The following is a 23576-nucleotide window of genomic DNA, read 5'->3' as shown; positions in this document are numbered from 1 at the left end:
GTGGTCATGGCGGCCGCCGCCGCGTGGGCCGCCATCAACCTGTACGCGGCGGTGTCCTGCAACGATGCCGCCCGAACGCTGGAACAGAACGTGTCCGATGCCTCGCAGGACGCCGCGGATCTGGAGATGCTGCGCATCCGGCAGCAACAGGTCGATGACCAATTGGATGACATGCAACTGTTCTCCGCGCTGCTGTTGCCGCAGATCCGGCATGCCGTGGAGGGCAACCTGAACACCTCCCGGCAGTTGACGCAGCGTACTCAGGAGGAGATCGACCGGCAGCAACAGGGCGGTACGGACGATCAGCAGGCCGACCAGCCGATTGACGGTCAGGATGCCGAGGAACTGCTGTCCGGCGGCGGTCTGACCGAGGAGCAGCGCCAACGCATCGAGGAACTGCTGCAGTCCAACCAGTCGTCGACCCCGTCCGAGTCCACGGAAACCTCCGAGGCGGAGGATTCGGACGCCACCGGCGACGGCAACGAGCAGACCGAGGTCAAACCCTGGTGACGGTGACGGTGATGCTCGCCGCACAAGCGCCGCTCCGGGACGACACGCCCGAATGTGGATAACCGGGCATCGTTCGACCACATTGCTTCCCCGCGCTGGACTGTCCGCATCTCCGGCGCGTTCAATGGGGATATGAACACCACCACATTGCTCAGTACCCCGGTGCCTGCGGATGGCCTGCCGGCCTCGCCATCGCTTCATGCCCTGGCCCCGGCCGATGCCTCGCCGTTGGGCACACTGCCGATGGCATCGATCACCCCGTTCGCCGCCCAGGTCTGCCGGTGCCGGCAGGCGGCGGCGGACACCTACACGCTGGTGCGCACCGCGGCCCAGTCCAGCGCCAACGCGGCCCAGTCCACCGCGGTGACGGTGGCCACAGCCGAGCGTCTGGACTGGATCGGCAATGCGGCCACGATGTTCCGCCAGCGGCTGCGTGAGCTGAATGCCCGGGCCGGACTGTTCGCGGACCGTGCACAAAGCACGCTGCTCGAGTGTTCGGCAGGTGCGCCATGAACTGGCAGGTCACATCCACGATCAGCGGCGGGCATGCGCACTCCGCCGCCACACTGGAGGAGTACTCGGGCTGCGCCGCCGCATTGAACGACGCCGCGCGACAGTGGAGCACCCTGGCCGCCACGTGGAACACCACGATGATGCAGGTCGGCGGACTGCGCATGAGCGCGCCGTTGTGTCCGGCACTGCAGTCGGGGAACATCGCGGCCGCGGGACATGTCACGTTGCCGTTCCAACGCATTGTTGACGATTGCGGCGATCATATCCGCCAATGCCGGTTGTTCTCCGACGAGCTCACCGAGATGGCCGAACTGTTGATCCGCGCATACTCGCTGTATTCCGAGGCCGAGCGCACCACGCAACGAGTGGTAACCGAGCTCATCCAAGTCGGCGCGGCGCTTTTCCCCGGTCATGCGGCGGCCGCCACCGCGGCCATCGCGGTCGGCGGGTTCATCGGCGGGTCACTGGCGGAGGGAGGGACGAACGGCATCCATGCGCTCGATGCCACGGCCTGGGCCCAGGAGGGACTGATGTCGGGATTGGCGTCGAAGATCACCGGCATCGGCGCGTTGAAGGGCGCGCTGTCCACCGACGAGGTCAATCGGGCGGCGGGAGGCATCGCTTCGGTGACGGCGCCGTTGTATGGGGCGTTCCAGGGTGACGCGCTGGAGGTCAAGCAGGTGTATTCGCGTACCGAAGTGGTCCGCGAATCGCACTCGGTGGCCGAGGCGATGGAGAACCTGCGCAGGTTGGGCGAGGAACGGTTAGGCAAGATCGATCTGAACAGCGGACTCGAATACGGCACGATCGCCATCCAGGAATACCGCAAGGCCGACGGCTCGTCGTCATGGCTGGTCACGATCCCCGGCACCGACGGCAAGCTCGATTCGCCGTTCGGCTGGCCGCAGAACGTGGAGTTGATGAGCAGCGACCCGGAACAACGGATGCATGCCGACAGCGCCCGCATGGTGCTGGAGGCCATGGAGCGGGCCGGCATCGGCAAGGATGAGCCTGTGGCGCTGATCGGGCATTCGCAGGGCGGCATCGTCGCCGCAGCGATCGCCTCCGATATGGCCGACCAGTACACGTTCGAGCATGTGGTAACCTGCGGCTCGCCCGTCGCCAACCATCCGATCCCGGAGAGGACCTGGGTCACCAGCGTTGAGATCGACGACGAGCTGGTGGCCGCGTTGGATGGCGCGGCCAATCCGGCGACCGAGAACTGGCTGACCATCAGCGGCACCGTGCACAAGGCGCCCGGCAGCCTGACCACCAGCGTCAGCGAAGAGGGGTACTGTGTGCCGGGCATCGGGCCAGGCGCCGAGGACCCGTTCACGGCGGCCAGCGTGCGCGATACCGGCGAAGACAAGGAGATCACCCACTGGCTCAAATACCATCAGGCCGCCTACCAGAACGCCACCGATCTGGGCTCTCCCGCCGTGCAACGCCATGAGGCGCACTTCCAGGAGGTCCTGGACGGCGAGCTGGTCTCCACCACCTACTGGCAAGGCCGCATGACCAAAACCGCCACCATGGCGCCGGGCGAGCCGGTCAGCCCACCCCGCCTGTGATTGCCGTTCCCGATCAGGAGTGGTTTCTTGTATACAAGAAACTGGCGGCCATTTCCGCTGCGCGCGCCGTCGGCCTGGTAGAACCGGTGGAACATGCGGTCGAGGTCCAGCCCGTCGGCCGTGGCCGTGTCGACCGCGTTGGAGAACGTCATCCGCGAACGCTCCTGTACGATGCTCGGAGCCGCCGCACCGTAGCGCAGCGTGTTCGACACCAGGTTCTCGATGATGCGACCCATCGCCGCGCGATCGGCATCGACGGTCAGGGATTCGTCCCCGAAGCTGACCGCCGGTTCCCACCCGCGCTCCTCGAATTCGAGATAGTGGCCCAGCAGGATTTCAGCCAGCAACGGATGCACCGCGATGGTCTCGATCTCGGGCCGACAGTCGGGGTCGTTGGCCCTGGCATAGGCGAACAGCTGGTCGAGCAGCGTCCGCATATCGTCCAAGCGCTCCAACGCCGCCGTAAGATGACGCGTGTCCTCCCCCCGTGCATGTGCCGTCCAACGCCAATTGGATATGGCCCCGGGCACCCATCAGCGGGGTGCGCACGTCATGGGCGAGCGCCGACAGGTCACGCCGGAATTCCTCGGCGCGTTGCATCTGCTCGATGCGCTCGTTCTGAATCGCGTCCAGCTGGGCGTTGACGGCCAGGGCGAGTTTCTCCGGCGCACGTCCGGGCACGGTCACAACCAGTCGCGCATTGCTGCCGGCAGGTCTGTGACGCAGGAACCCGGTCATGCGCCGCATCTCGCCGGCATACCACGCCGCCGCGGCGCAACCGCCGATCAGGCAGCCGATCACAACGGCAATCACCCATCCCATATACCCGTCCCGTTCTCGTGAATGTGGCCCGGCGTCAGCATGGATCGCGACGGCAGACGACCAGCAGCGTCACCGCCCAGCACAGCGCCAGACATCCGACGAAGCACACCGTGACATGCGCCCACACCGGCATGCTCAGGTCGGCGCTGCCGGTCAGGAACGATTGTGCCGCTTCGGGCAGCGTCTCGGCCATCATCGACCGGGCATCGGTGAGCATGTTCATATTGCTGATCGGCAGCCACGCCGCCAGGCGTTGGAGCCATCCGATCTGCGGCACCATGCCTGCCAGACCGGTCAGCATGCCGCCGATCAGCTGGAAGCCTGCGGCGACGGCCACGACACTCGAAAAGGCCCCGCTGCCGGTGACCAACGCGGTCATCGCAGCGATGGTGGCGTAGACAGCGACGCCAAGTACCAGCACCACAACGAATCCCAGCCACTCGATCGCCGGCTCAACGGATGCATAATCGAATCCGAGCGCGGCGAAGGTGATTTCAAGCGTCACGATCGATAGCAGCGCATACCACAGGGACAGCAGCGTGGTCAGCGTCAGCTTCTCCACCGCATATCGTCCCCGGCCGACGCCGGAAGAGAAGAGGTTCTTCGCCAAGCCGCTGTCGCGGTCCTCGCTGACGGCCAGCGCGACGACCAGGCTGACCACACCGGACACCAGACCGCCGCGGAACATGCTCGAATATGTGAGCATCGCGGAGTGGCTGGGCAGCGTGCGGGTCAGGACCTCCGTGATGTCGGCGTCGACGGAACCGTCGTATCCGCTGACAAAGGTGATCACACCACCGAGCAACCCCACCGAGCACAGTATCAGGGCGACGCAGCCGACCCAGAATTTGCGCCCGTGAATCAGCCGATACAGATCGGCATGAAGCAGATCGATCACCGTCTCATCCCCCCTTCAGCAAACGTCGCGCCGCCGGTTCGCCAGCAGCGTCACGGCCGACGCGAGCGCAATCCATCCGATGAAGCAGACCAGCGCATGCGCCCATACCGGCATCCCGATATCGGGCAGCCCGAGGGCGCCCTGCGTGGCCGACGAGGTCAGTCCGACCGCCGGCGCGCTGTCGTCCAGCAGTCCCAGGTTCACCATCGGCAGCCAGGCGACGAGATGCGGGATCCAATCGAGGCGGGAGCCCAATAGCTGGGCGCAGGACGTTGCCAGGGAACTGACCGCACCGCTGGCGACGAACACGGCGATGATGACGCCGGCCACCTTGCTGCGGACGATGGTGTGCAGCGCCGTCACGATAAACGTCACGGCGACGACGCCGAGGATGTTCAGTCCGGCCATCCGCCAGTACTGCCCAAACGGTTCGGGGTCGGCCACCCGTATGCCGAAGACCGCGAACGCCAGTTCGGTGGAGGCGATCACGACCAGCGAGTACCACGCCGCCAGCGCGGTGCCGATCCAGAACTTGCGCCCGTGCACCAAACGGTATACGCCGGATCGCAGGAACATCAGCATCAGCGGCCCCCTTCCATCAGCGTGACGAAATACTCCTCCATGTCCCGCGACTGCATCGACAGCTCCAGCACCTCCTGGCCGGTCCGGTGCAGCAATGCGGAGACGTGGGCCGGATCGAAACCGCCCGAGATGACGATCGACCCGTCCGGTTCGGCGGCGAAGCGCACGCCGTCGCCGAGGGCGGCGTCCTCAAGCAGCGCGAGTGTGCGGGAGGGGTCGGCGGTGCGCACGCGCAGGCTTTCGCCGCATTCGTGCTGCACCTGTTCCGCGGTCATCTGCCGTACCATCCTGCCGTTGGCGATGATGCCGTAGTGGGTGCACATGCGTTCCAGCTGGTCGAGCACATGCGAGCTGATGACGATGGTGATGCCGCGCGCCCGGTTGAGCTGCGCCAGGTAGTTGCGCATGTCGCGCGCCGCCTCGGGATCCAATCCGTTCAGCGGCTCGTCGAGCAGCAGCAGGTCGGGGCCTCCCAGCAGGGCCATGGCCAGTCCCAGACGTTGCTTCATGCCCAGGGAGAACCCCTTGGCGCGTTTGCGGCCGGTATCGGACAGGCCGACCTGGGAGAGCAGGTCGGCGCACGCCTTCCGCGGCTTGGGCACCCCGAGCGCCAAGGCCAGGGCCATCATATTGTCCATCGCGCTCATATTCGGCAATATGCCGGGGTTCTCGATCAGCACGCCCACGCGTTGCACGGCACCGCCGGTCCGGCGGATTCCGGCCCGTGCGTTCACCGGCCGGCCGAATACCTCGATGCCGCCGTCATCCGGCGAGGCCAGTCCGGCGATCATCTTCATCGCCGTGGATTTGCCGGCGCCGTTCCTGCCGACGAACCCGTAGATCGCGCCCTGCGGCACCGTCATCCGCAGATCGTCGACGGCGCGTTTGCCGGAGTACGTCTTGCTCGCCCCGCAGATGTTCACCACATCCATGTCCGCTCCTTCGTATCATGTCTTCCGCCGCCCGCACGATCCTCCCCGCGCCACGGCCGCACCGCATCCCTCCGGACCCGGTGATTGCCAGACTACGGAGCCGTTCTTGCCCAACCCTCGCGCAAATCTTGCGAATTCGTGACGTTCCGGCCCGCCCGTGCCCTCGCGTTCCGGCAGTCGAACCGCACCGCCCCGGGGCCGGGATGGGAGACGCGTTCAGCGGGGCACGGTGAGTTTGACGCCCAACCCCCATACCGTGCGGATGTATCCGTCGGTGCCGCTCGCCTTGAGCTTGGCGCGGATCTTGGAGATATGCGCGGTCACGGTGTTGTCGTCGACCATGTACGGCTCGCCCCAGCACAGCTCGTACACCTGCCGTTTGGGGAACACCGTGTCCGGATGGTTCATCAGCAGTTCGATGATGGCGAATTCGATATTGGTCAGCGACACCGGGCCATCGTCGATCCGGAACGTGTGAGCGTCGACGTCCAGACGCCACCGACCGATCTCGAGCACCGTATGCCCGTCGTCGGATGCCGCCGCACGGGCGCCGCCGCCCGCAGCTTCCGCCCCGCCGGCGTACCCTCGACCGCGCAGCTGCGCTCCGATGCGGGCGGACAGCTCATCCAGGTCGAAGGGTTTGACCAGATAGTCGTCGGCGCCCAGGCGGAGCAGCCCGATACGATCGTCGACCGCACCGCGGGCGGAGATCACGACAACCGGCACGCCGGAGCCGGACTCACGCAGCCCGGCCACCAATCGATCGCCGAATAGGCGGGCACGCAGACGTATCCGTTCCTCCCCAGCCGCTCGCACACCACCTCGTTGATGTCGACGTCGTCCTCCACGACGAGAATCCGTGTGTCGTCCATCGTTCTCCTTCCGGCCGCCCCGGACCGCTTCCGGGGCCGCGTACCCATCCACGCCGTTTCGCGGGGTGCAAGTACTCTGGTAAGCATGAAGCTTACCGATATCTCCCCCGCAATCGCATTGACCCCCCTAGACGGCCGTTACCACAAGCAGACCGCCGATCTCGTCGAATACCTGAGCGAGCCGGCGCTCAACCGCGAGCGCATCCACGTCGAGGTCGAGTGGATGATCCTGCTGGCCAACGGCTTCGACGGCAACGGCAACCAGCCGATCGTCGAGGGCGTCCAGCCGTTCACCGAGGACGAGATCGCGTTCCTGCGCGCCATCCCCGAACAGTTCGGCGCCGAGGGCATCGCCGCGCACGCCGCACATGAGGCCGTCACCCATCATGACGTAAAGGCCGTGGAATACTACATCGACGACCAGATCGACAAGGCCGCCGCCGTACTCGGCCCGGACACGCAGCTCAACGACCGCATCAAGACGCTGGTGCACTTCGCGTGCACCTCCGAGGACATCAACAACCTGTCCACGGCGCTGTGCGTCAAGCAGGCGATGGAACAGGTTTGGCTGCCCGCGTTCCGCGCGATCATCGACCATCTGGCCGCCAAGGCCGAGGAGTATCGGGACATGCCGCTGCTCTCGCTGACGCACGGCCAGCCGGCCACGCCGACCACGCTAGGCAAGGAGCTCGCCGTCTACGTGTACCGCCTGAGCCGTCAGCTGAAGCATCTGGAGTCCCAGGAGTACCTGGGCAAGATCAACGGCGCCACCGGCACCTTCGGCGCACATCTGGCCGCGCTGCCCGAGGTCGATTGGATCGCGGTGTCCCGCGAGTTCGTGGCCAACCGCATGGGACTGACCTGGAACCCGCTGACCACGCAAATCGAAAGCCATGACTGGCAGGCCGAGCTGTACTCAACCGTCTCGCATGCGAACCGCATCATGCACAACCTGTGCGTGGATGTCTGGATGTACATCTCGCGCGGCGTGTTCGCGCAGGTGCCGGTCAAGGGCGCCACCGGCTCCTCCACCATGCCGCATAAGGTCAACCCGATCCGCTTCGAGAACGCCGAGGCGAACTTCGAGCTGTCCTGCTCGCTGCTGGACACGCTCTCAGCCACGCTGGTGGAATCCCGCTGGCAGCGCGACCTGACCGATTCGACCACACAGCGCAACATCGGCTCCGCGCTCGGCTATTCGCTGCTGGCGCTGAACAACCTGCTCGGCGGCCTGAACTCCATCCATCCGAACGCGGCCGTGATGGAGCATGAGCTCAATACCAACTGGGAGGTGCTGGGCGAGCCGATCCAGACCGCCATGCGCGCCTGCGAGCTCAAGGGCCTGCCCGGCATGGACAAGCCCTACGAGAAGGTCAAGGAGCTGATGCGCGGCCACGAGATCAGCCGGCAGGACGTGGAACGGTTCATCGACGGCCTGGCGTTCGACGATGAGACCGCCGCCCGCTTGAAGGCCCTGACCCCCGCCACCTATACGGGCGTGGCGGGCACGCTGGTCGATCTCGACCGCTGATTCGAATCCGTTCAATAACCACCGACCTCCCGGCATTCCCACACCGGGAGGTCGGTCCGTCCCAAGGTAGGTGGATGGATGAGCGAGGAACACACGAAGCGCGGCAATCCGGAAACGGATGTCACAGCCGACGGGGATGCCGTCATCGACGACATCCCCCCTCGACGCACCCGGGATTTCGCCGATCTGATGCACGCCGCCGGAGCGTTGGTCGTCGCCGCGCTCATGCTGCTGGCCGCGGTGTATCTGCGGGGGCTCACGGCGGGCGTGGAATCCGACGTGCACAACGCCGGACAGGCGATCGGCTGGGTGATGGATGTACCGGCCTCGCTGCTGCAGCAGATCGTCACCATCGCCATTGTGGTCAGCGTGCTCTTCCAGCTGCTGGCCAACCGGGAATGGCTGCAATCCGCGGTCTCGCTGGTCGCCATGTTCGGCGGGTACGCGGCCGTGTGGGCCCTGTCGTCCATCATCACATTCACCGGCTTCGAACCCTTGATCCAGGGTCTGGAATCCCCCGGCGCGCTCAGCGGTTCGGGGCTCATCCCGGATTTCTATGCGGGGTTCGCCGCCTTCCTGACCATGGCCGGCCCACGCCGCATGCGCTCCGCCGTGAAATGGAGCTGGAACACGCTGTATATGCTGGCCATCCTGCTGGTGGTGCTGTCCTGGAATTCGGTGCCGGGCGTGGTGTTCTCGTTCGCCGTGGGGCGGATCGTCGGCATGGTGTTCCGTTTCACCATAGGCACGCGCAACCAGGGCGTCTGGGGGCAACGGATCGTGGAGGCGCTGCGAAGCATCGGTCTCGACGTGGCCTCGCTGGTGCGCCGCCCCGAGGCGCACGCCGAATCGGGAGTGCTCCGGACCACGCTGGATGACGACCTGTCGGAGAACTCGCGCATCTATGACATGCTCGACGGGCGCGGCCGACGCTTCACCGTTTCCGTCATCGACGGGCAGTCGCACAACGCCGGGTATCTCAACCAGTTGTGGGAGTGGCTGCGCCTGACCGGCGTCACCATGCGCCGAGACCGGTCCGCGTCCGATGCCGTCCATCATCATCTGACGATGCTGCTCGGCTTGAACAACATCGGCCTGTCCGCGCCGCGGCCGTACGGCATCGTGGACAGCGGCGAATCGTCCCTGCTGGTGCTGGACGCCGATTCCACCGCCCTGCCCTGCAATCTCAACACGTTGAGCGACGACGATGCCATCGCGCTGATGCGCTATCTCGACGTGGCGCACCGGCGGGGATTCTCCCATCACCGCATCACACCGGATACGCTGGGCCGGCTACCGATCGGCACGCCGATCATCGCCGGATGGCATAACGGCGACTGCACCAGCACCACCGCGAATATGGACATCGACAAGGTGCAGCTGCTGGCGCTGCTGTCGGCGCTGATCGGCGTGGACCGCACGGTGTCGGCCGGCAGACGGGTATGGGGCGACGAGACGTTGGTCTCCCTGCTGCCGTTCGTACAGAAGGCGGCCATACCGGCGGCCACGCGCGCCCTGAACCCGTGGAGCAAGCAGCTGCTGGACTCGCTGCGGGAGGCGCTGCGGACCCTGGCCCCGCAGGAAGTGTCCGAGGCGATGGAACCGGTGACGATCTCCCGGTTCAACATCCGGTCGTTCGTCACCATCGTGCTGCTGATCATCGCCGTGTCGGTGATCTTCACCCAGCTGCGCCCGGATGAGGTCATCGACGCGGTGTCGAACGCGAACCCGGTGATGGCGGTGCTGTGCGTGGCGTTCGGGCTCATCGCCTGGGCGGGGTCGGCGGTCACGCTGGGGGCGTTCATGGATCCCGAGCGGCGCGACGTCCTCGGTCTGTTCTGCTCGCAGGCGGCCTCCGGCTTCACCGCGGTCTCCATGCCCGCCGGCGTGGGCCCCGCGTTCGTGAACCTGCAGTTCCTAAGGAAAAGCGGGTACCGCAATACGGCGGCCACGGCCATCATGAGTGCGGTCTGGGCAATCCAAGGCGGCACCACCATAGCGATGGTGCTGCTGATCGGCATCTTCACCGGACGCAACATGCTCTCTGGCATGATCCCGACGAATACACTGATCATCGCAATCGCCACGGTGGCACTGCTGGTGTCGGCGGCCATGGCCATCCCCCCGGTGAGACGTCTGCTGGCCGAACGTTATCTGCCGATCGTCAGGTCATACGCGCGGCAGCTGGTCAACGTGCTGACGCAGCCCAAGCAGCTGGCGATCGGACTGGCCGGTGCGCTGGTGCTGAACATCGCCACCGGATTGGGGTTCTGGGCGGCTCTGCTCGCGTTCGGCCATGCCACCAATCCGGTGGAGACCACGTTCGTGTTCCTGCTCGCCAACGCCCTGGGCTCCGCGGTGCCGACGCCGGGTGGTCTGGGCGCGGTGGAGGCCGCGCTGACGTTCGCGTTCACCTCGGTCGGGGTGCCGCCCGCCGTGGCCCTGTCGGCCACGCTGGTCTACCGAGTGGCGTTCTACTGGCTACGCATCCCGATGGGCGCCCTAGCCATGAAGTGGTTGGATCGGCACAATCTGATCTGAAATTGTGTCCCTTTTTGTGCAAAGTATGGCGAAAACCCCTAAAAGATGCGGTTCCTGCCAGTTTTCTGCGCTATTATCGGTGATGAACGTTGGATGTCGTATCAGTATCGGCATCCCCTGACCCAAGAAGGATGCTGTATGGCATACAACAAGTCTGATCTCGTGTCGAAGATCGCCCAGAAGTCGAACCTGACCAAGGCTCAGGCTGAGGCTGCTGTCAACGCTTTCCAGGATGTGTTCGTCGAGGCCATGGAGTCCGGCGAAGGCCTGAAGCTCACCGGCCTGTTCTCCGCCGAGCGCGTCAAGCGCGCCGAGCGCACCGGCCGTAACCCGCGCACCGGCGAGACCATCAAGATCCCCGCCTCCTATGGCGTGCGCATCTCCGCCGGCTCGCTGCTGAAGAAGGCCGTCACCAAGTAATCGTCCTTCTCGAAAACACTGGTGCCATGTGGGCCCCGACCATTGACGGTCGGGGCCCACATGCGTGTTATCGGCCTATTGCAACGCCTCCATCAGGGACCGGAAATCAGCCGTCGGCAAATCGTCGAAGGGGTCGAGCAGCACCGATTCCCTCCGCACCGGAGCGGTCAGCGTCAGTCTGGTCCAATCGCAGGCGTAATGCGCCCCCGCGGCCTGCGCCGCATGCACGAACCGTCCGCGCAGCGCGGCGCGCGTACCCGTCGGCGGTTCCAGCACCGCCTGCTGGACGGCGTCGTCATCCAGCAACGTCCGCATCGCCCCATGGGACACCAGCGCATCGTATGTCCCGCCGTTGGCGATGTCGTGATAGTCCAGATCGATCTGGGCCAGACGGGCCTGCGATACATCCGGACGCCGCGAGGTCAACGCCTCCAGCAGACGGCGCTTGGCCACCCAATCCACCCGGTCGGCCAATGCGTCGAACGCCCCGGCCGCCACAGCGTCGAGGATCTCCCGCCACTGCCTGACCACCGTATGGGCACGGGTATATCCCAGCGAACAGTCCACGGCGTCGCCATGCGTCTCCAGCCAGCGTTCCACCACCGTGCAATACCGGTATTGCAGGGCCAGCGCACTCACGCCGTAATCCGCTCCCCCGTCCGCATGCGCGGCGTCGCGGCGGAACGCTGCCGGATCCGCCAGCTCCAGCCGTGCACCGCGGCAGCTCAGGTCACGGCTGACGGCGCGGTTGGCGGCGTTCGGATCCGCCATCGCGCAGGATTCGAATCCGGTGGTCCTGCCATGCCGGAGCGCCGATTCCATCACGCACAACACCAGATGTGTGGTGGCCAGCTTCATCCAGGTGGCGAACTGGGAGCGGTTCGAATCCCCGATGATCACGTGCAGACGGCGGTAGGCGTCCGGATCGGCATGCGGTTCGTCACGCGTGTTGACCATCGGACGGGCACGCGTGGTGGCCGACGAGACCCCCTCGTCAAGGAAATCCGCACGCTGCGTGATCTGGAATCCCTCGGATGTCATCCGTCCCGCACCGGTGAAGATCTGGCGGGTGATCAGGAACGGCAGCAACTGCTGTTCGATCATCGTCAGCGGCACATACCGGCGGACCAGATAGTTCTCGTGGCAACCGAAGGAATGCCCCGCGGAATCGGCGTTGTTCTTGTACAGATGCACATGCAGGTCGGTCCCATGCCGCTCGCGGAGACGTTCCTGTGCACGCAACGCCAGCCGGCGCATCACCCGCTCCCCGGCCAGGTCCTGTGCCAGCGCGTCCATGGGGTCGCGGGCCTCGGCCGTGGCGTACTCGGGGTGCGAGCCGACGTCCAGATACAGCCGGGACCCGTTGCCCAGATAGGTGTTGGTGGACCGGGTGCGGGACATCACCGGCGCGAACATCTCCATGGCCACCAGGCCCGCGTCGTCGGGGGCGTCGTCCCCGGTCACGCTGACGCCGTATTCGGTTTCGATGCCGAAAATCCGGTCGAACCGGTCCGGACGGCCGGGCGCGATGCCCGACTCCTCCGTGCTCCGGGTCGGCGCCTTCCCCGAGGTATCCGATATCGGATGGTTGCCGCTGTCGCGCAGCTGGGGCATCACTCGCCGCCTTTTTGCACGAAGCTGTTCACGTATTCCTGCGCGTTCTGCTCCAGCACGCTTTCGATGTCGTCCAGCACCGCATCCAAGGCGTCCACGGTCCCGTCCGTCTGCGACGTGTCGACGGCGACCGCCTGCTCCTGCGGCTGTGCGGCCGCCTGCTCCTGCTGCTGTGCGAATTCCTGCGGCATTTATGCCCCTTTCCGCGTCCGTGCCCACGCCGGATCCACCGGCGCGCAATCGTGCGACTGCTCAGTTCTCGATCAGGTACGGTCGCAATTCGTTGATGATGATGCCGTTCGAGGCGACCACGTCATTATCGCTGCGCCAATGGATGTCGGTGCCGTTCCACTGACGCAGCTTGGCCTGCGACTCCCACACCACCACGGCGCCCGCCGACACGGCCGGCACATCCCAGGTGTGCAGATGCGGCTCGAAATAGGCGTCATAGGTGCCGTCGGCCACCTTGCACAGGTCCAGCGACACCGGCCCCACGCGCTTGATGTCGGTCGGCCGTCCCGCGATCGCCGACACCACCTGCAGGGCGCGCATCGATTCCTCCTGCACGTACGACATGCCGAAGCTGACCACCGATCCGTCCAACGAGGGGGTGGTCGAGGGGATGATCTTCTCGCGTTTGTCCCCGATCGGCGTCTTGCGCACGCGGATCGCGCCCATGCCGCGCACGGCCATATACGTCATGTCCAACGCCGGGGCGTGAACCACGCCGAGGATCGGCTGGGCGGAACCGTACTCGTTGACCTCGAACAGCGAGATGGTGATCGACCATTCCGGCATATTGCGGATGAAGTTCACCGCGCCGTCGATATTGCCAGGGCACCAGTAGCGCTCACCGGGGCGGCACTCCTCCGGACGGTCATTCCACAGGCCGTTGAACGGTTCGAGCTGCATCAGCCGCTGGCCAAGGAAATCCATCAGCTTGTAGTTGATATCCAGGTCGAACTGGGTGGATTCCTTCGGCACCTTCAACCGGTTCAGCTTCCGGGGTGTGGTCTGTTCGCTCAGCACGTGCTTGCCCGCGTCCACCGCGATGCGGGCCACGGCCAACGTCATTTCCTGCAGTTCCATCGTCATCTCATTTCATCCTGCGCCGTTTCCTGATTCCGGCGATTCCTCATTCGTTACTTCCAGTGGGGCGATTCTACCGGGTATTCCCGGTATCCGCACACAACGCGCCGAACAGTCCGGCCGCATCACACGATTCCTCCACGGCCTGTTCGCATCGATCTCGGGTATGCGCCAATGGGTCCGTACAGTCCAGTGTACGCAATCCCGAGGGCAGGCTCGCATCACGGACCGTCAGCTGGGACCAGGATGCGGCCACCGTCTGTTCGGGGTAGCGCCGCACCAGCGCGGCGCGCAGCCATGCGCGGGTGTCGGCGGGCGGCTCTGCCGCCGCCCGCGCCACCCGTTCCCGTCCGTCCAGATGCGTGTTGGACGCCGACAGCCGCTCCGTCAGCGATGTGCCGGGATCCAACGCCGCCCAGGCCAGGTCCAGCGCCGCCAGTCTCGGATCGTCCCACCCGGCGACCGCCCCGGCCATGCCGGAGCGCGCGGCCGACGCACTCGCAGAGCTTCCGCCCGCATGCCGCTTACGGCGGTAGCGTTCCATCAGCTGCCATTTGAGCAGCCATTCGATCCGTGAAGCCTCGTCGCGCATCGTCAGACGCGCATCGTCATCGGCATGGCGCACGGCGGCCACATCGGCCAGTGCCTGGCCCCACATCGCCATGACCCGCGCCGTCGATTCGTCCGGCCACAGCGGCTCCCCACGGCTGTCGGTGCCGTACACCGTGGCGGCGAGCGCGTACACCGCGCCGCGCAGGCGCACCTGCATATTCCACGCGTCGGTCGACTCCCCCGATTCCAGCGCCAACGGGGTGGCGCATGTCAGGTCGCGGGAGACCGCATGCAGCGCATCGACCGGATCGGCCAGCGCCAGCCCATCCATCAGCGTCTCGAAGTCGAGGCCGCCCTCCCCCAGGTGTTCGAGCAGCCACAGCAGCATGGAGGTGGTGCCAAGCTTGAGCAGCTGCGGCACGTCCATCCGGTTCGCGTCGCCGACAATGACGTGCAGGCGGCGGTATCGCGCCGTGCTGTGCGATTCGTCACGGGTGTTGATGATCGGACGGTCGAAGGTGGTCTGCAACCCCACGCGCATATGGATGTAATCGGCGCGCTGGCTGAGCTGGAAGCCCGCCTGCTCGCTGTGCTCGCCCAGTCCCACGCGCCCGGAGCCGGCGTAGATCTGGCGGCTGACCAGGTGGGCGGTCATCAGCGCCGTGACCCGGTCGAACGGCACCGCGCGGTCCATCATATAGTTCTCATGCGTGCCCCAACTGGCACCCTTGCCGTCCACGTTGTTGCGGTGCAGCTCGATGACGGTGCCGGTGTGCGCGCTGGCGCGGCGTGCCGCCGCGGCCATGATCAGGTCGCCGGCGTGGTCGTAGCGCACCGTGTCGAACGGGTCCGTGGTCTCGGGCGACGAGTATTCGGGGTGGGCGTGGTCGACGTAGACGCGCCCGCCGTTGGGCGCGATCACGTTGACGATGTGCAGCTGCGGCTCGTCGGTCAGCATATCCGGGCGCGCGGCGGCACGCGGCAGGCGGTGGCCGCGCGCATCGTTGACCGGATCCTCGCCTCGATAGTCCCATCGGATATGCGAGGTGCGGGGGTCGGCCGCGGCCGCCACCACGTCGAAGGACAGGCGCACCGGGTTGTACCTGTCCACGCCGCGCTGGGAGACGGCGTATTCGGTTTCCGTGCCCATCACACGGCGTACGCTCATATCGACTGCCTTTCCTCTGCGTCTGATACGTCCTACGCGACCCGTGCGTCGCCGGCCGGACGGATGCGGGTCACGCTGCCGGATTCGAATCCGGCGATCCGCGACCATTGCACCGGGTCCGCGTCCAGGATGGCGTCCACGCTCTCCCGGAACTCCTCCTGCGCAGCCATGGCCAGCATGTCCACGCTCAGCGCGGCGGCCGCGCCGGTTTCGATCGAGGCCTTGACCGCACGGGTTTTGGCGCGGTCCACGATGTTCTTCAGCATGGCGCCGGAGACCACGTCGGACAGATGCACGGCACGCCACTGGCCGCGCTCGTCGCACACGTCGCACACATGCCGGTGCTCGTCCTGCGCGTAGATGTCGCCCACCAGCACACGGGCCAGGGCCTGCGCGTCCACGCCTTGCTCCAACGGCAGGTCGTCGGTCAGGTAGTGGCGGATGATAGCGTCCGCCTGGCGCGGTCCGGGGCGGTCCACGCGGATCTTCACATCCAGACGCCCGGGGCGCAGTACGGCGGGGTCGATCATGTCCACGCGGTTCGAGGCGCCGATGACCATGACGTTGTCCAGCTGCTCCACGCCATCGAGTTCGGCGAGGAACTGTGGCACGATGGTGGTCTCCACATCGCTGGAGACGCCGGAGCCACGGGTGCGCAGCAGCGAGTCCATCTCGTCGATGAACACGATGACGGGGCGCCCCGACGCGGCGCGTTCGCGGGCGCGCGCGAAGATCAGACGAATCAGCCGTTCGGATTCGCCGACGAATTTGTTGAGCAGCTCGGGGCCTTTGACCGACAGGAATACGCCGCCGGATTCGGTGCCTTCGGCCAGCATGTGGGCCACCGCCTTGGCGATCAGCGTCTTGCCGTTGCCCGGAGGGCCGTACAGCAGCACGCCCTTGGGCGGGTTCAGATCGTAGCGTTCGAACAGTTCGCGATGCAGGAACGGCAGCTGCACGGCGTCACGGATGCGTTCGATCTGCTCGTCGAGGCCGCCGATGTCCGCGAACGTGACGTCGGGGGTCTCCTCCAGCACCAGATCGGCATCGTCCTCGCCGGGCAGCAGTTCCAGCGCCAGCCGGCACGAGGGATCCACCGTCACCCGGTCCGAGGGGCCCAACCCCACGCCGGCGAGCGCCGTCGCACGGCGGACCAGCGTGGGGTTGCCGGCGTTGTCCTCGACGATCAGCCGGCCGTCGTCCAAGACCTGCGCCACGCGCCGCACCGGTCCGGCGCCGTCCACGTCACGCTGGTCGACGAGCACCATGTTCTCGTTGAGCAGCACGGTGCGGCCCGGTTCGAGTCCGGCTGGGTTCAGCGACGCGGCGACGGGCACGATCATGCGGCGTGTGCCGGCGATGACCTCCGCGCTGGCGTGGCGTACGCCTTCGTCGTCGATATGGCTGCCGTCCACGCGCACCATGGTGGCGAAGCTCAACGGCGGCCGGGTGATCTGGCTGATCTGCGCCTTGGCCTTCGTCAGTTCCTTGCCCGCCCGGCTCAACGCCTCGGCCAGCGCATGGTTCCGTGCCATGAGCCGGTCGTTCAACGCCGCCAGATCCTGCGGCGACTGCGCATCCTGCGTCATTCGGTCTGTTCGCCTCCATTCCGTCTGTTCCTCATCAGATTACGCGCCCACCGGGCGATGAGGACCGCAATGACCACAATGAAGATGACGATGACGACATCCTCGAAGATGTTGAGCACGCCCAGGATGGAGCACCACTGATCGCCCAGCAGGTATCCGGTCGTCACGAGGATGGTGTTCCAGACCGCCGACCCCAGCAGCGTCCAGCCGGTGAAGGTCAGGAAGTTCATCCGGTTGAATCCCGCGGGGATGGAGATCAGCGAGCGCACCACGGGGATGACACGGCCGATGAGCACCGACCAGTGGCCGTATTTGGTGAACCACCGGTTGGCCTTGTCCACGTCGCCGCGGTCCACGCCGGGAATCCTGTCGACGGCACGGTGGATACGGTGCAGACCCACCCATCGGGAGATGCCGTACAGCACCCACGCGCCCAACACGGATCCCACGGTGGCCCAGAGGATCGCCTCGATCAGGTTGAAGCTGCCGCGTGCGGCGGTGAACCCGGCCAGGGGCAGGATGACCTCGCTGGGGATCGGGGGAAATACCGATTCCAGGGCGATGGCGAACGCCACGCCGATGCCCCCGACGGCATCCATGACCGAGACCAGCCAATCCGTGATGGCGCCGATGAGTCCGCCCTCGTTGGTCTCGCATAACGGGGCCGCTGCGGCAAGAACAGAATAATCCATACCGGTCATTGTCCCAACGATTGCCGAAAATCGACAGTATGCCCGAAGAAACTTTGCAACCCCTTGACGAGCCGACGTTGACCCGCCCCGGGCTGTTGGTGATGGATGTGGACTCCACGCTGATCGACGAGGAGGTCATCGACCTGCTGGGCGATGCCGCTGGAGTGGGCGATCGCGTGGCGCGGATCACGGCCCGTGCCATGGCCGGGGAATTGGATTTCGCTGAGGCGCTGCGCGCCCGTGTGGCGCTGTTGCAGGGCCTGCCAGCATCGGTGTTCGATGAGGTCCGTGCCGCCGTCCATTTCACCAACGGCTCGTTGGCGTTGATCGACGCGTTGCACGAGCACGGGTGGACAGTCGGTGTGGTCTCGGGCGGATTCCACGAGGTGGTGGATGACCTGGTCACCGATGCCGGCATCGACCATGCGCTGGCGAACCGTCTGGAGGTTGTCGACGGCGTGCTGACCGGGCACGTGGTGGGCCCGATCGTGACACGCGATCTCAAGCAGCAGTCGCTGGTCACCTGGGCGCAGGCCGACGGCGTGCCGATGAGCCAGACCGTGGCCTTGGGCGACGGCGCGAACGACATCCCGATGATCCTTGAGGCCGGGCTCGGCGTGGCGTTCTGCGCCAAACCGGCTGTACGGGCCGCGGCGCCGCACGCCATCGACGAGCGCGACCTGATGCGCGTGCTGGATCTGCTGCGCTGAACCGTGACACCGTCCGACGCCGCCACACAATACCAATGACGGACGGTCGTGCTCCCTCAGTCGCAGTATGCGGTCTCGCCCAGGCGTGCGCCGCGCGCCCAGTCGGCGGCGCGCATCGCCTTCTTGCCCTGTGCCTTGACCTCGGTCAGTTCCAGTGGGGCGCTGGCGGTGCCGACCCAGACGTTCTTCTTGCCGACACGCAGCATGCCAGGTTTGAGGTCCGCCGGCACGGCAGGATGCGTCATATCGGCCGGGCGGGCGGACAGCACATGCAGGACGACCGGCTCGGCATCGGTCTGCGCATGCAGTTCGCACCAGGCGCCCGGGTTGGGCGTGCAGGCGCGGATCTGCCGGTCCACGGCGAACACCGGTACGTCGAAGCGGATGCGGGCGTCCTCCACGGTGATCTTCTCGGCCTTCTCATAGGCGCCCTGCGGCTGTTCGACCGGCACGATCCGGCCCTCCGCCATGCCCAGCAGCGCGGAGGCCAGCAGATGCGAGCCGTCCTCGGCCAGGCGTGCCAGCAGTTCGCCGGAGGTCTCATGGGCGCCGATCGAGACCGTGGATTGGGCCAGGATCGGGCCGGCGTCCATGCCGCGGGTGATGCGGAACACCGTGGCGCCGGTCACGTCGTCGCCTGCCCAGATGGCGCGTTGCACCGGCGCGGCGCCGCGCCACTGCGGCAGCAATGAGAAATGCAGGTTGTACCAGCCCATCGGCAGCGCGTCGAGCACATCCTGCTTGAGCAGCCTGCCGTACGCCACCACGGCAGCGGCTTCGGCGCCGGTGGCGGCCAGTTCGGCGATGAAGGTCTCCTCGCCCGGATCGGATTCGATAACCGGCAGCCCCAGTTCCATGGCCGCCTGTTTGACCGGGCTGGGCATCAGCCTGCGGCCGCGCCCGGTCGGCGCGTCCGGGCGCGTCAGCACGGCCACCACCTCGAAATGCTCGGCATCCCCGGCCAACGCCCGCAAGGCGGGCACCGCCACATCGGGAGTGCCGGCGAACAGCACCTTCACCATCGTCGTCTCCTTAATCATGCTCCATTTCGCTGCCGCTGCACGCCATCAGGACGTGCCGCCGAAGTCTTCGGACACTAGGCCACCGCGGGGATGTTGACGCCCGCTTCGATCAGCAGTTCGCGCAGCCGGCGCGGGTCGCTGAACCGGATGCCGCGGATGCCCGCGGCGTTCGCGCCGACGATGTTCATGGCCTTGTCGTCGATGAACACGGCGGTCGCCGGGTCGATGGCGAACTCGCGCAACGCATACTCGTAGATGTCGCGGTGCGGCTTGCGCAGCCTCACGTATCCGGAGACCACCTTACCGTCCAGCTGCTGCAGGATCGGGCAGCATTCCTCGGCGATCGGGTAGAGCTCCCTCTCCCAGTTCGACAACCCCCACACACCGACGCCCGCGGCCTTCAGATCGTTGACCAGCACACGCGCGCCGGGCACGACGCCGACCAGCGAATCGCGGAAGTTCGCCACATAGTATTCCAGGATGTCGGCCCATTCGTCCCCATGCGTACGGCGCATCCACGTGATGGCCTCCTCGTGAGAAACGCCGCCGTCCATCATGTCGTTGGCGTCATAGAATCCCGAGATATCGTTGTCGAGGAACCGTTCCACGGTCCGCTCACTGTACCGGGGCACCAGCACGGCCGCCGGATCCCAGTAGATCAGCACATTGCCGAAATCGAAGATCACGTTCTCGATCGGCTTGCCCGCGGCCGCTGCCGCCACGTCGTCGGCCACCATCACGTCGTAGTCCATCTCCGGCTCGCCCGGCCATCCCTTCACGGCATCCTCCTTGCCATCGGTCCGCATCGCCGTCCGGTTGTGGCCGCACGGCGGTATTCCTCTCCAGTCTAGCCGAGACGGTTCCCGTCAGATCAGATCCTTGGGGTCGAGTTGGAACCGCAGCTCCCCCGGCTCGCGCGCGGCCACATGCCGTGCGACCTCCGCACGCAACCGCGCCGCCAGCTCGGCGCGCTTGGACAACGGCACCCGCACCACCGCCTTGACCCGGTCCTGCGTGGCCTCAAGCTCACGGGCGTCGATCGTGCGCGGCTGCGCGATCGGCACAGGCCCCCACACCGCCGGCATACCCCCCTGACCGGTGTCGATGACGGCGAAGTCGCCGGTGAACGCGCCGATATGGTCCAGAGCCGCGCGCACCACGTCGCGCCGTCCCCACACGCATGCGGCGCCGACGACGGGCGGCAGCCCTGTCTCCGCCCGTTCGGACAGTTCCTGCGCCGCCAGGACCCGGCCGTCCCACAGCGCCAGCGACCGGGCGATCACCGGGTCCGTCTCGCCCAACAGCAGCGCCTGTCCGCCTCGGGAGCGCGGCGCGCACATCGACACCACGCGCATCCAAGCCGTCAGGGTGTCCTCGCGGGCGTCCACCCCGGTGCCGTATAGGCTGGTCCAGGCGTCCAGAATCGCCACGGCGCGGTACTCCGTCTGGCCGACGCCATCCCCGCGGACCCGCGGCTCGGCGCCCAACGAGGCGATCACAATCATCGGGGTGCAGGCCACGTCCTCCACGATGCCGCGCGGCTGGCTGGGGCTGGACACCACAATCGGCACATGGCGGAACAGCCCGCGCAATTCCTGCGCCGTGCCGGCGGCGCCGACGCGCACCACACGCATCCGCTCGCCGCCGCACCCCGGGCAGCACCACCGCACCGCCGCCGCCCCGCACCAGAGGCAACGAGGTGTCGCGTCCTGCCCCGATCCAGCCAACGGCCCCGTACAACGGGGACAGCGGGCGCGGCGGTGGCAGGCGGCGCAGCTCAGCGTCTCATGGATGCCGTCATGGGGCACCGACAGGAGCACCGGACCGCTTTCCAACGCCTTGGACAGGATCGCAACGGCGGTATGCGGCACGCGGGCGCCCACCGTCGTATCCCCCAGCCGCCCCAGCTCCTCGCGGTTGAGCCAGCGCACCCAGGGCAGCCGTTCCTTGATCACCGACGGCAACGGCCGGATGGATGTGCTGAACCCGCTCACCGGGGTCTGCGCCACATGGTTCGCGCCGCATTCCCATTGGCTGATCGGACTGCGCGCATGCGCCATCGCCACGAACACCCCGTTATGGCTGTGGGCGCGCAGCCGCAGCACACCGCGCGCGTGGGCGTACGGCATCATCCCGTCGGCGTATTGATAATCGATGTCCTCCAGAATCATGAACAGTGCGGGGCCTTCGACCGGCGCGTACATCGCCGCCCGTGTGCCGATCACGCAACGGACCGCGCCCGACGCCACCGCAAGATACGCCCGGTACCGTTCCGCCGGCGCCAGCGAGGCGTTCAGCACGGCCACGTCGCCGTCGTATCCGCCGTTCGCGGCACCGGTCCGTTCAAACATCCGCAGCCCCAGGCCGGTCAGCTCACGGGACAGGTCGTTCACCTCACGCATCGTGGGCAGCACGATGACCACGGCCTTGCCCGCCGACATGGCGGTCAGCGCCATCCAGCCGGCCAGACGGCACCACTGCCCCACTCCGGGCAGCGGATCGACGGCGAACGCGCGGAACCGGCCGCCGTGCAGCGCATCGTCGAGTCCCTGCAACCCGTCATAGGAGGACGCCAACACCCGCCGGTACTCATCCGGCATCCGACGCAACGCCTCGGCGGCGGCACCACGGTGGGCGAACGGCGCCACCATCTGCTGTTCCTGCTCCACACGGGCCACGCGCGGCGGCACCGCCAGCCGCAGGATGTTGGCGCGGGTCCCCCCGTAGGCGTCCGCGATCCGGGTGATGTCCTCGCGCATCGAAGCGGGCACCACCACCTGCGGGCCGAGCACGCGCTCCAGATAGCGCAACGACGAGGACGGCGTATCGCTGTGGTCGGCCCGTTCCCAGACCACGCCGTTGACGCGCCGGCCGCCGAACCTGACACGGACCAGAACGCCGGGGCGAACCGATTCGGACTGCCGTTCGTCGATCAGGTAGTCGAAGGTCTGCCCCAGATGGGTGGCCTGCACATCGAGCACCACCCGGGCGATCGGACGCTCCGACGCGGCGGTCCGCTCCGCAGGCGCGCGCTTGCGGCGCTTGCGCGGCGCCAGGCCGTCAAGCGCCAGCTGTTCGGCGTCCGGTGTACTCATGCACTCCAGAGTAATGCAGCAACCATGCGGATGCGACTCATGACTTACCGGATGGCGGCCTTGAGCGCCTCGACCCGGTTCGTGCGCTCCCAGGTGAAGTCGGCGTCCTCGCGGCCGAAATGCCCGTAGGCGGCGGTTTTGGCGTAGATCGGACGCAGCAGGTTCAGCTCGTCGATGATGGCGGCCGGACGCAGGTCGAACACCTCGCGCACCGCATGCTGGATCTGTTCGCGGCTCACGCCGATCTCGGTGCCGTAGGTGTCCACGTTGATGCTCACCGGATCGGCCACACCGATGGCGTAGGCCACCTGCACCTCCACTTTGTGCGCCAGTCCGGCGGCCACGATGTTCTTGGCCACCCACCGGGCCGCGTAGGCGGCGGAACGGTCCACCTTGCTCGGATCCTTGCCAGAGAACGCGCCGCCGCCGTGGTGCGCGGCGCCGCCGTACGTGTCCACGATGATCTTGCGGCCGGTCAGCCCCGCGTCGGCGGCCGGCCCGCCCAGCACGAACGAACCGGTGGGATTCACCAGCAGGCGGAAGTCGTCATGCGCCACCCGCCCGCCGCACACCTCGTCCAGCACAGGACGGATCACATGCGCGGCCAGCTGGTCGGCCAGCCATTCGCGCGAGACCTCGGGGTCATGCTGCGTGGAGACCAGCACGGTGTCCACACGCACCGGATGGTCATGCTCGTCGTATTCGATGGTCACCTGCGTCTTGCCATCCGGGCGCAGATGGGGCACGATGCCCTGCTTGCGCACCTGGGCGAGCCGGTACGCCAACCGGTGCGCCAGATGGATCGGCATCGGCATCAGCACGTCAGTCTCGTCGCAGGCGTAGCCGAACATCA

General features: G+C 66.7%; 24 protein-coding genes. 8 read left to right on the top strand and 16 right to left on the bottom strand.

Annotated elements, in window-relative coordinates; genetic code table 11:
• From B4C31_RS00255 to B4C31_RS00245, 3 genes are all read left to right on the top strand, one after another.
• The coding region (locus B4C31_RS00255) for a DUF6466 family protein (protein WP_291530854.1) at positions 1–510 on the top strand (510 nt) is incomplete at its 5' end.
• Between the two features lie 132 nt (positions 511–642).
• Complete coding sequence (locus B4C31_RS00250) at positions 643–1023, top strand: hypothetical protein (protein WP_033506490.1); 381 nt, start codon at positions 643–645, stop codon at positions 1021–1023.
• On the top strand, positions 1020–2594 hold the full coding sequence (locus B4C31_RS00245) for an alpha/beta hydrolase (protein ID WP_291530853.1): 1575 nt from the start codon (positions 1020–1022) through the stop codon (positions 2592–2594). The genes B4C31_RS00250 and B4C31_RS00245 overlap by 4 nt, the downstream gene beginning before the upstream one ends.
• Here B4C31_RS00245 and B4C31_RS00240 read toward each other — a convergent pair.
• Complete coding sequence (locus B4C31_RS00240) at positions 2522–3031, bottom strand: sensor histidine kinase (protein ID WP_291530852.1); 510 nt, start codon at positions 3029–3031, stop codon at positions 2522–2524. The two genes, B4C31_RS00245 and B4C31_RS00240, sit on opposite strands and share 73 nt — an antisense overlap.
• A 115-nt stretch (positions 3032–3146) precedes the next feature.
• On the opposite strand from B4C31_RS00240, the gene B4C31_RS00235 reads away from it, so the two are divergent.
• A complete protein-coding gene (locus B4C31_RS00235) occupies positions 3147–3437 on the top strand; it encodes a hypothetical protein (RefSeq protein ID WP_291530851.1) in 291 nt (96 codons plus the stop codon).
• A 13-nt stretch (positions 3438–3450) separates the two neighbouring features.
• Here B4C31_RS00235 and B4C31_RS00230 read toward each other — a convergent pair whose 3' ends face one another.
• From B4C31_RS00230 to B4C31_RS00210, 5 genes are all read right to left on the bottom strand, one after another.
• Positions 3451–4314, bottom strand: a complete 864-nt coding sequence (locus tag B4C31_RS00230; RefSeq protein ID WP_291530850.1) for a hypothetical protein — start codon at positions 4312–4314, stop codon at positions 3451–3453.
• Positions 4315–4329: 15 nt separating this feature from the next.
• Complete coding sequence (locus B4C31_RS00225; protein ID WP_291530849.1) at positions 4330–4896, bottom strand: hypothetical protein; 567 nt, start codon at positions 4894–4896, stop codon at positions 4330–4332.
• Positions 4896–5828, bottom strand: a complete 933-nt coding sequence (locus B4C31_RS00220) for an ATP-binding cassette domain-containing protein (protein ID WP_291530848.1) — start codon at positions 5826–5828, stop codon at positions 4896–4898. Before B4C31_RS00220 ends, B4C31_RS00225 begins: the two co-directional genes overlap by 1 nt.
• 216 nt (positions 5829–6044) lie before the next feature.
• Positions 6045–6554 carry a response regulator transcription factor gene (locus B4C31_RS00215; RefSeq protein WP_291530847.1) on the bottom strand — a complete coding sequence of 170 codons (510 nt, stop codon included), beginning with the start codon at positions 6552–6554 and terminating at the stop codon, positions 6045–6047.
• Positions 6539–6700 carry a hypothetical protein gene (locus B4C31_RS00210; RefSeq protein ID WP_291530846.1) on the bottom strand — a complete coding sequence of 54 codons (162 nt, stop codon included), beginning with the start codon at positions 6698–6700 and terminating at the stop codon, positions 6539–6541. Before B4C31_RS00210 ends, B4C31_RS00215 begins: the two co-directional genes overlap by 16 nt.
• Before the next feature lie 85 nt (positions 6701–6785).
• On the opposite strand from B4C31_RS00210, the gene purB reads away from it, so the two are divergent.
• From purB to B4C31_RS00195, 3 genes are all read left to right on the top strand, one after another.
• Positions 6786–8231, top strand: coding sequence for an adenylosuccinate lyase (gene purB / locus B4C31_RS00205; RefSeq protein WP_291530845.1), 1446 nt, complete (start codon positions 6786–6788; stop codon positions 8229–8231).
• Between the two features lie 78 nt (positions 8232–8309).
• Positions 8310–10772 carry a lysylphosphatidylglycerol synthase transmembrane domain-containing protein gene (locus B4C31_RS00200; protein ID WP_414631816.1) on the top strand — a complete coding sequence of 821 codons (2463 nt, stop codon included), beginning with the start codon at positions 8310–8312 and terminating at the stop codon, positions 10770–10772.
• Positions 10773–10910: 138 nt separating this feature from the next.
• Positions 10911–11192 carry an HU family DNA-binding protein gene (locus B4C31_RS00195; protein ID WP_033506481.1) on the top strand — a complete coding sequence of 94 codons (282 nt, stop codon included), beginning with the start codon at positions 10911–10913 and terminating at the stop codon, positions 11190–11192.
• 75 nt (positions 11193–11267) lie between these two features.
• Here the strand turns inward: B4C31_RS00195 and B4C31_RS00190 are convergent, their stop codons facing one another.
• From B4C31_RS00190 to B4C31_RS00165, 6 genes are all read right to left on the bottom strand, one after another.
• Entirely contained in the window at positions 11268–12806 is a 1539-nt protein-coding gene (locus B4C31_RS00190; protein ID WP_291530844.1) for a proteasome accessory factor PafA2 family protein, read from the bottom strand.
• Positions 12806–12997, bottom strand: a complete 192-nt coding sequence (locus B4C31_RS00185) for a ubiquitin-like protein Pup (protein ID WP_291530843.1) — start codon at positions 12995–12997, stop codon at positions 12806–12808. Before B4C31_RS00185 ends, B4C31_RS00190 begins: the two co-directional genes overlap by 1 nt.
• A gap of 61 nt (positions 12998–13058) precedes the next feature.
• Positions 13059–13895: an inositol monophosphatase family protein gene (locus tag B4C31_RS00180; RefSeq protein ID WP_204464759.1), complete on the bottom strand. Its 837-nt coding sequence runs from the start codon at positions 13893–13895 to the stop codon at positions 13059–13061.
• Positions 13896–13968: 73 nt separating this feature from the next.
• Complete coding sequence (gene dop, locus B4C31_RS00175) at positions 13969–15615, bottom strand: depupylase/deamidase Dop (RefSeq protein ID WP_291530842.1); 1647 nt, start codon at positions 15613–15615, stop codon at positions 13969–13971.
• Positions 15616–15647: 32 nt separating this feature from the next.
• Positions 15648–17204, bottom strand: a complete 1557-nt coding sequence (gene arc / locus B4C31_RS00170) for a proteasome ATPase (protein ID WP_291530841.1) — start codon at positions 17202–17204, stop codon at positions 15648–15650.
• Complete coding sequence (locus tag B4C31_RS00165; protein WP_291530840.1) at positions 17201–17896, bottom strand: DedA family protein; 696 nt, start codon at positions 17894–17896, stop codon at positions 17201–17203. Before B4C31_RS00165 ends, arc begins: the two co-directional genes overlap by 4 nt.
• A gap of 38 nt (positions 17897–17934) precedes the next feature.
• On the opposite strand from B4C31_RS00165, the gene serB reads away from it, so the two are divergent.
• Entirely contained in the window at positions 17935–18606 is a 672-nt protein-coding gene (gene serB / locus B4C31_RS00160; protein ID WP_291530839.1) for a phosphoserine phosphatase SerB, read from the top strand.
• A 56-nt stretch (positions 18607–18662) separates the two neighbouring features.
• Here serB and fmt read toward each other — a convergent pair whose 3' ends face one another.
• The 4 genes from fmt to metK form a co-directional block, all read right to left on the bottom strand.
• Positions 18663–19628, bottom strand: coding sequence for a methionyl-tRNA formyltransferase (gene fmt, locus B4C31_RS00155; RefSeq protein WP_291530838.1), 966 nt, complete (start codon positions 19626–19628; stop codon positions 18663–18665).
• A 74-nt stretch (positions 19629–19702) separates the two neighbouring features.
• On the bottom strand, positions 19703–20407 hold the full coding sequence (locus B4C31_RS00150; RefSeq protein ID WP_291530837.1) for an HAD family hydrolase: 705 nt from the start codon (positions 20405–20407) through the stop codon (positions 19703–19705).
• Between the two features lie 87 nt (positions 20408–20494).
• Positions 20495–22723 carry a primosomal protein N' gene (locus B4C31_RS00145; RefSeq protein ID WP_291530836.1) on the bottom strand — a complete coding sequence of 743 codons (2229 nt, stop codon included), beginning with the start codon at positions 22721–22723 and terminating at the stop codon, positions 20495–20497.
• A 44-nt stretch (positions 22724–22767) separates the two neighbouring features.
• On the bottom strand, positions 22768–23576 hold an 809-nt coding region (metK, locus tag B4C31_RS00140; protein WP_291530835.1), incomplete at its 5' end, for a methionine adenosyltransferase.

Source organism: Bifidobacterium sp. UBA4282 (genome assembly GCF_002394995.1).
Classification (GTDB): Bacteria; Actinomycetota; Actinomycetes; order Actinomycetales; family Bifidobacteriaceae; genus Bifidobacterium; species Bifidobacterium pullorum_B.
Note: the sequence above shows the minus strand (reverse complement) of the source record. Positions and strands in the feature narration are given on the sequence as shown.

Excerpts from the sequence above, each read along its gene's own strand:
- B4C31_RS00195 (WP_033506481.1), top strand. The coding sequence starts at position 10,911 with ATGGCATACAACAAGTCTGATCTCGTGTCGAAGATCGCCCAGAAGTCG.
- dop (WP_291530842.1), bottom strand. The coding sequence starts at position 15,615 with ATGAGCGTACGCCGTGTGATGGGCACGGAAACCGAATACGCCGTCTCC.
- B4C31_RS00190 (WP_291530844.1), bottom strand. The coding sequence starts at position 12,806 with ATGCCCCAGCTGCGCGACAGCGGCAACCATCCGATATCGGATACCTCG.
- arc (WP_291530841.1), bottom strand. The coding sequence starts at position 17,204 with ATGACGCAGGATGCGCAGTCGCCGCAGGATCTGGCGGCGTTGAACGAC.
- B4C31_RS00235 (WP_291530851.1), top strand. The coding sequence starts at position 3,147 with ATGGGCGAGCGCCGACAGGTCACGCCGGAATTCCTCGGCGCGTTGCAT.
- B4C31_RS00145 (WP_291530836.1), bottom strand. The coding sequence starts at position 22,723 with ATGAGTACACCGGACGCCGAACAGCTGGCGCTTGACGGCCTGGCGCCG.
- B4C31_RS00165 (WP_291530840.1), bottom strand. The coding sequence starts at position 17,896 with ATGGATTATTCTGTTCTTGCCGCAGCGGCCCCGTTATGCGAGACCAAC.
- B4C31_RS00250 (WP_033506490.1), top strand. The coding sequence starts at position 643 with ATGAACACCACCACATTGCTCAGTACCCCGGTGCCTGCGGATGGCCTG.
- fmt (WP_291530838.1), bottom strand. The coding sequence starts at position 19,628 with ATGGTGAAGGTGCTGTTCGCCGGCACTCCCGATGTGGCGGTGCCCGCC.
- purB (WP_291530845.1), top strand. The coding sequence starts at position 6,786 with ATGAAGCTTACCGATATCTCCCCCGCAATCGCATTGACCCCCCTAGAC.
- B4C31_RS00245 (WP_291530853.1), top strand. The coding sequence starts at position 1,020 with ATGAACTGGCAGGTCACATCCACGATCAGCGGCGGGCATGCGCACTCC.
- B4C31_RS00180 (WP_204464759.1), bottom strand. The coding sequence starts at position 13,895 with ATGGAACTGCAGGAAATGACGTTGGCCGTGGCCCGCATCGCGGTGGAC.
- B4C31_RS00220 (WP_291530848.1), bottom strand. The coding sequence starts at position 5,828 with ATGGATGTGGTGAACATCTGCGGGGCGAGCAAGACGTACTCCGGCAAA.
- B4C31_RS00210 (WP_291530846.1), bottom strand. The coding sequence starts at position 6,700 with ATGGACGACACACGGATTCTCGTCGTGGAGGACGACGTCGACATCAAC.
- B4C31_RS00185 (WP_291530843.1), bottom strand. The coding sequence starts at position 12,997 with ATGCCGCAGGAATTCGCACAGCAGCAGGAGCAGGCGGCCGCACAGCCG.
- B4C31_RS00225 (WP_291530849.1), bottom strand. The coding sequence starts at position 4,896 with ATGCTGATGTTCCTGCGATCCGGCGTATACCGTTTGGTGCACGGGCGC.
- B4C31_RS00200 (WP_414631816.1), top strand. The coding sequence starts at position 8,310 with ATGAGCGAGGAACACACGAAGCGCGGCAATCCGGAAACGGATGTCACA.
- B4C31_RS00240 (WP_291530852.1), bottom strand. The coding sequence starts at position 3,031 with ATGCGGACGCTGCTCGACCAGCTGTTCGCCTATGCCAGGGCCAACGAC.
- serB (WP_291530839.1), top strand. The coding sequence starts at position 17,935 with ATGCCCGAAGAAACTTTGCAACCCCTTGACGAGCCGACGTTGACCCGC.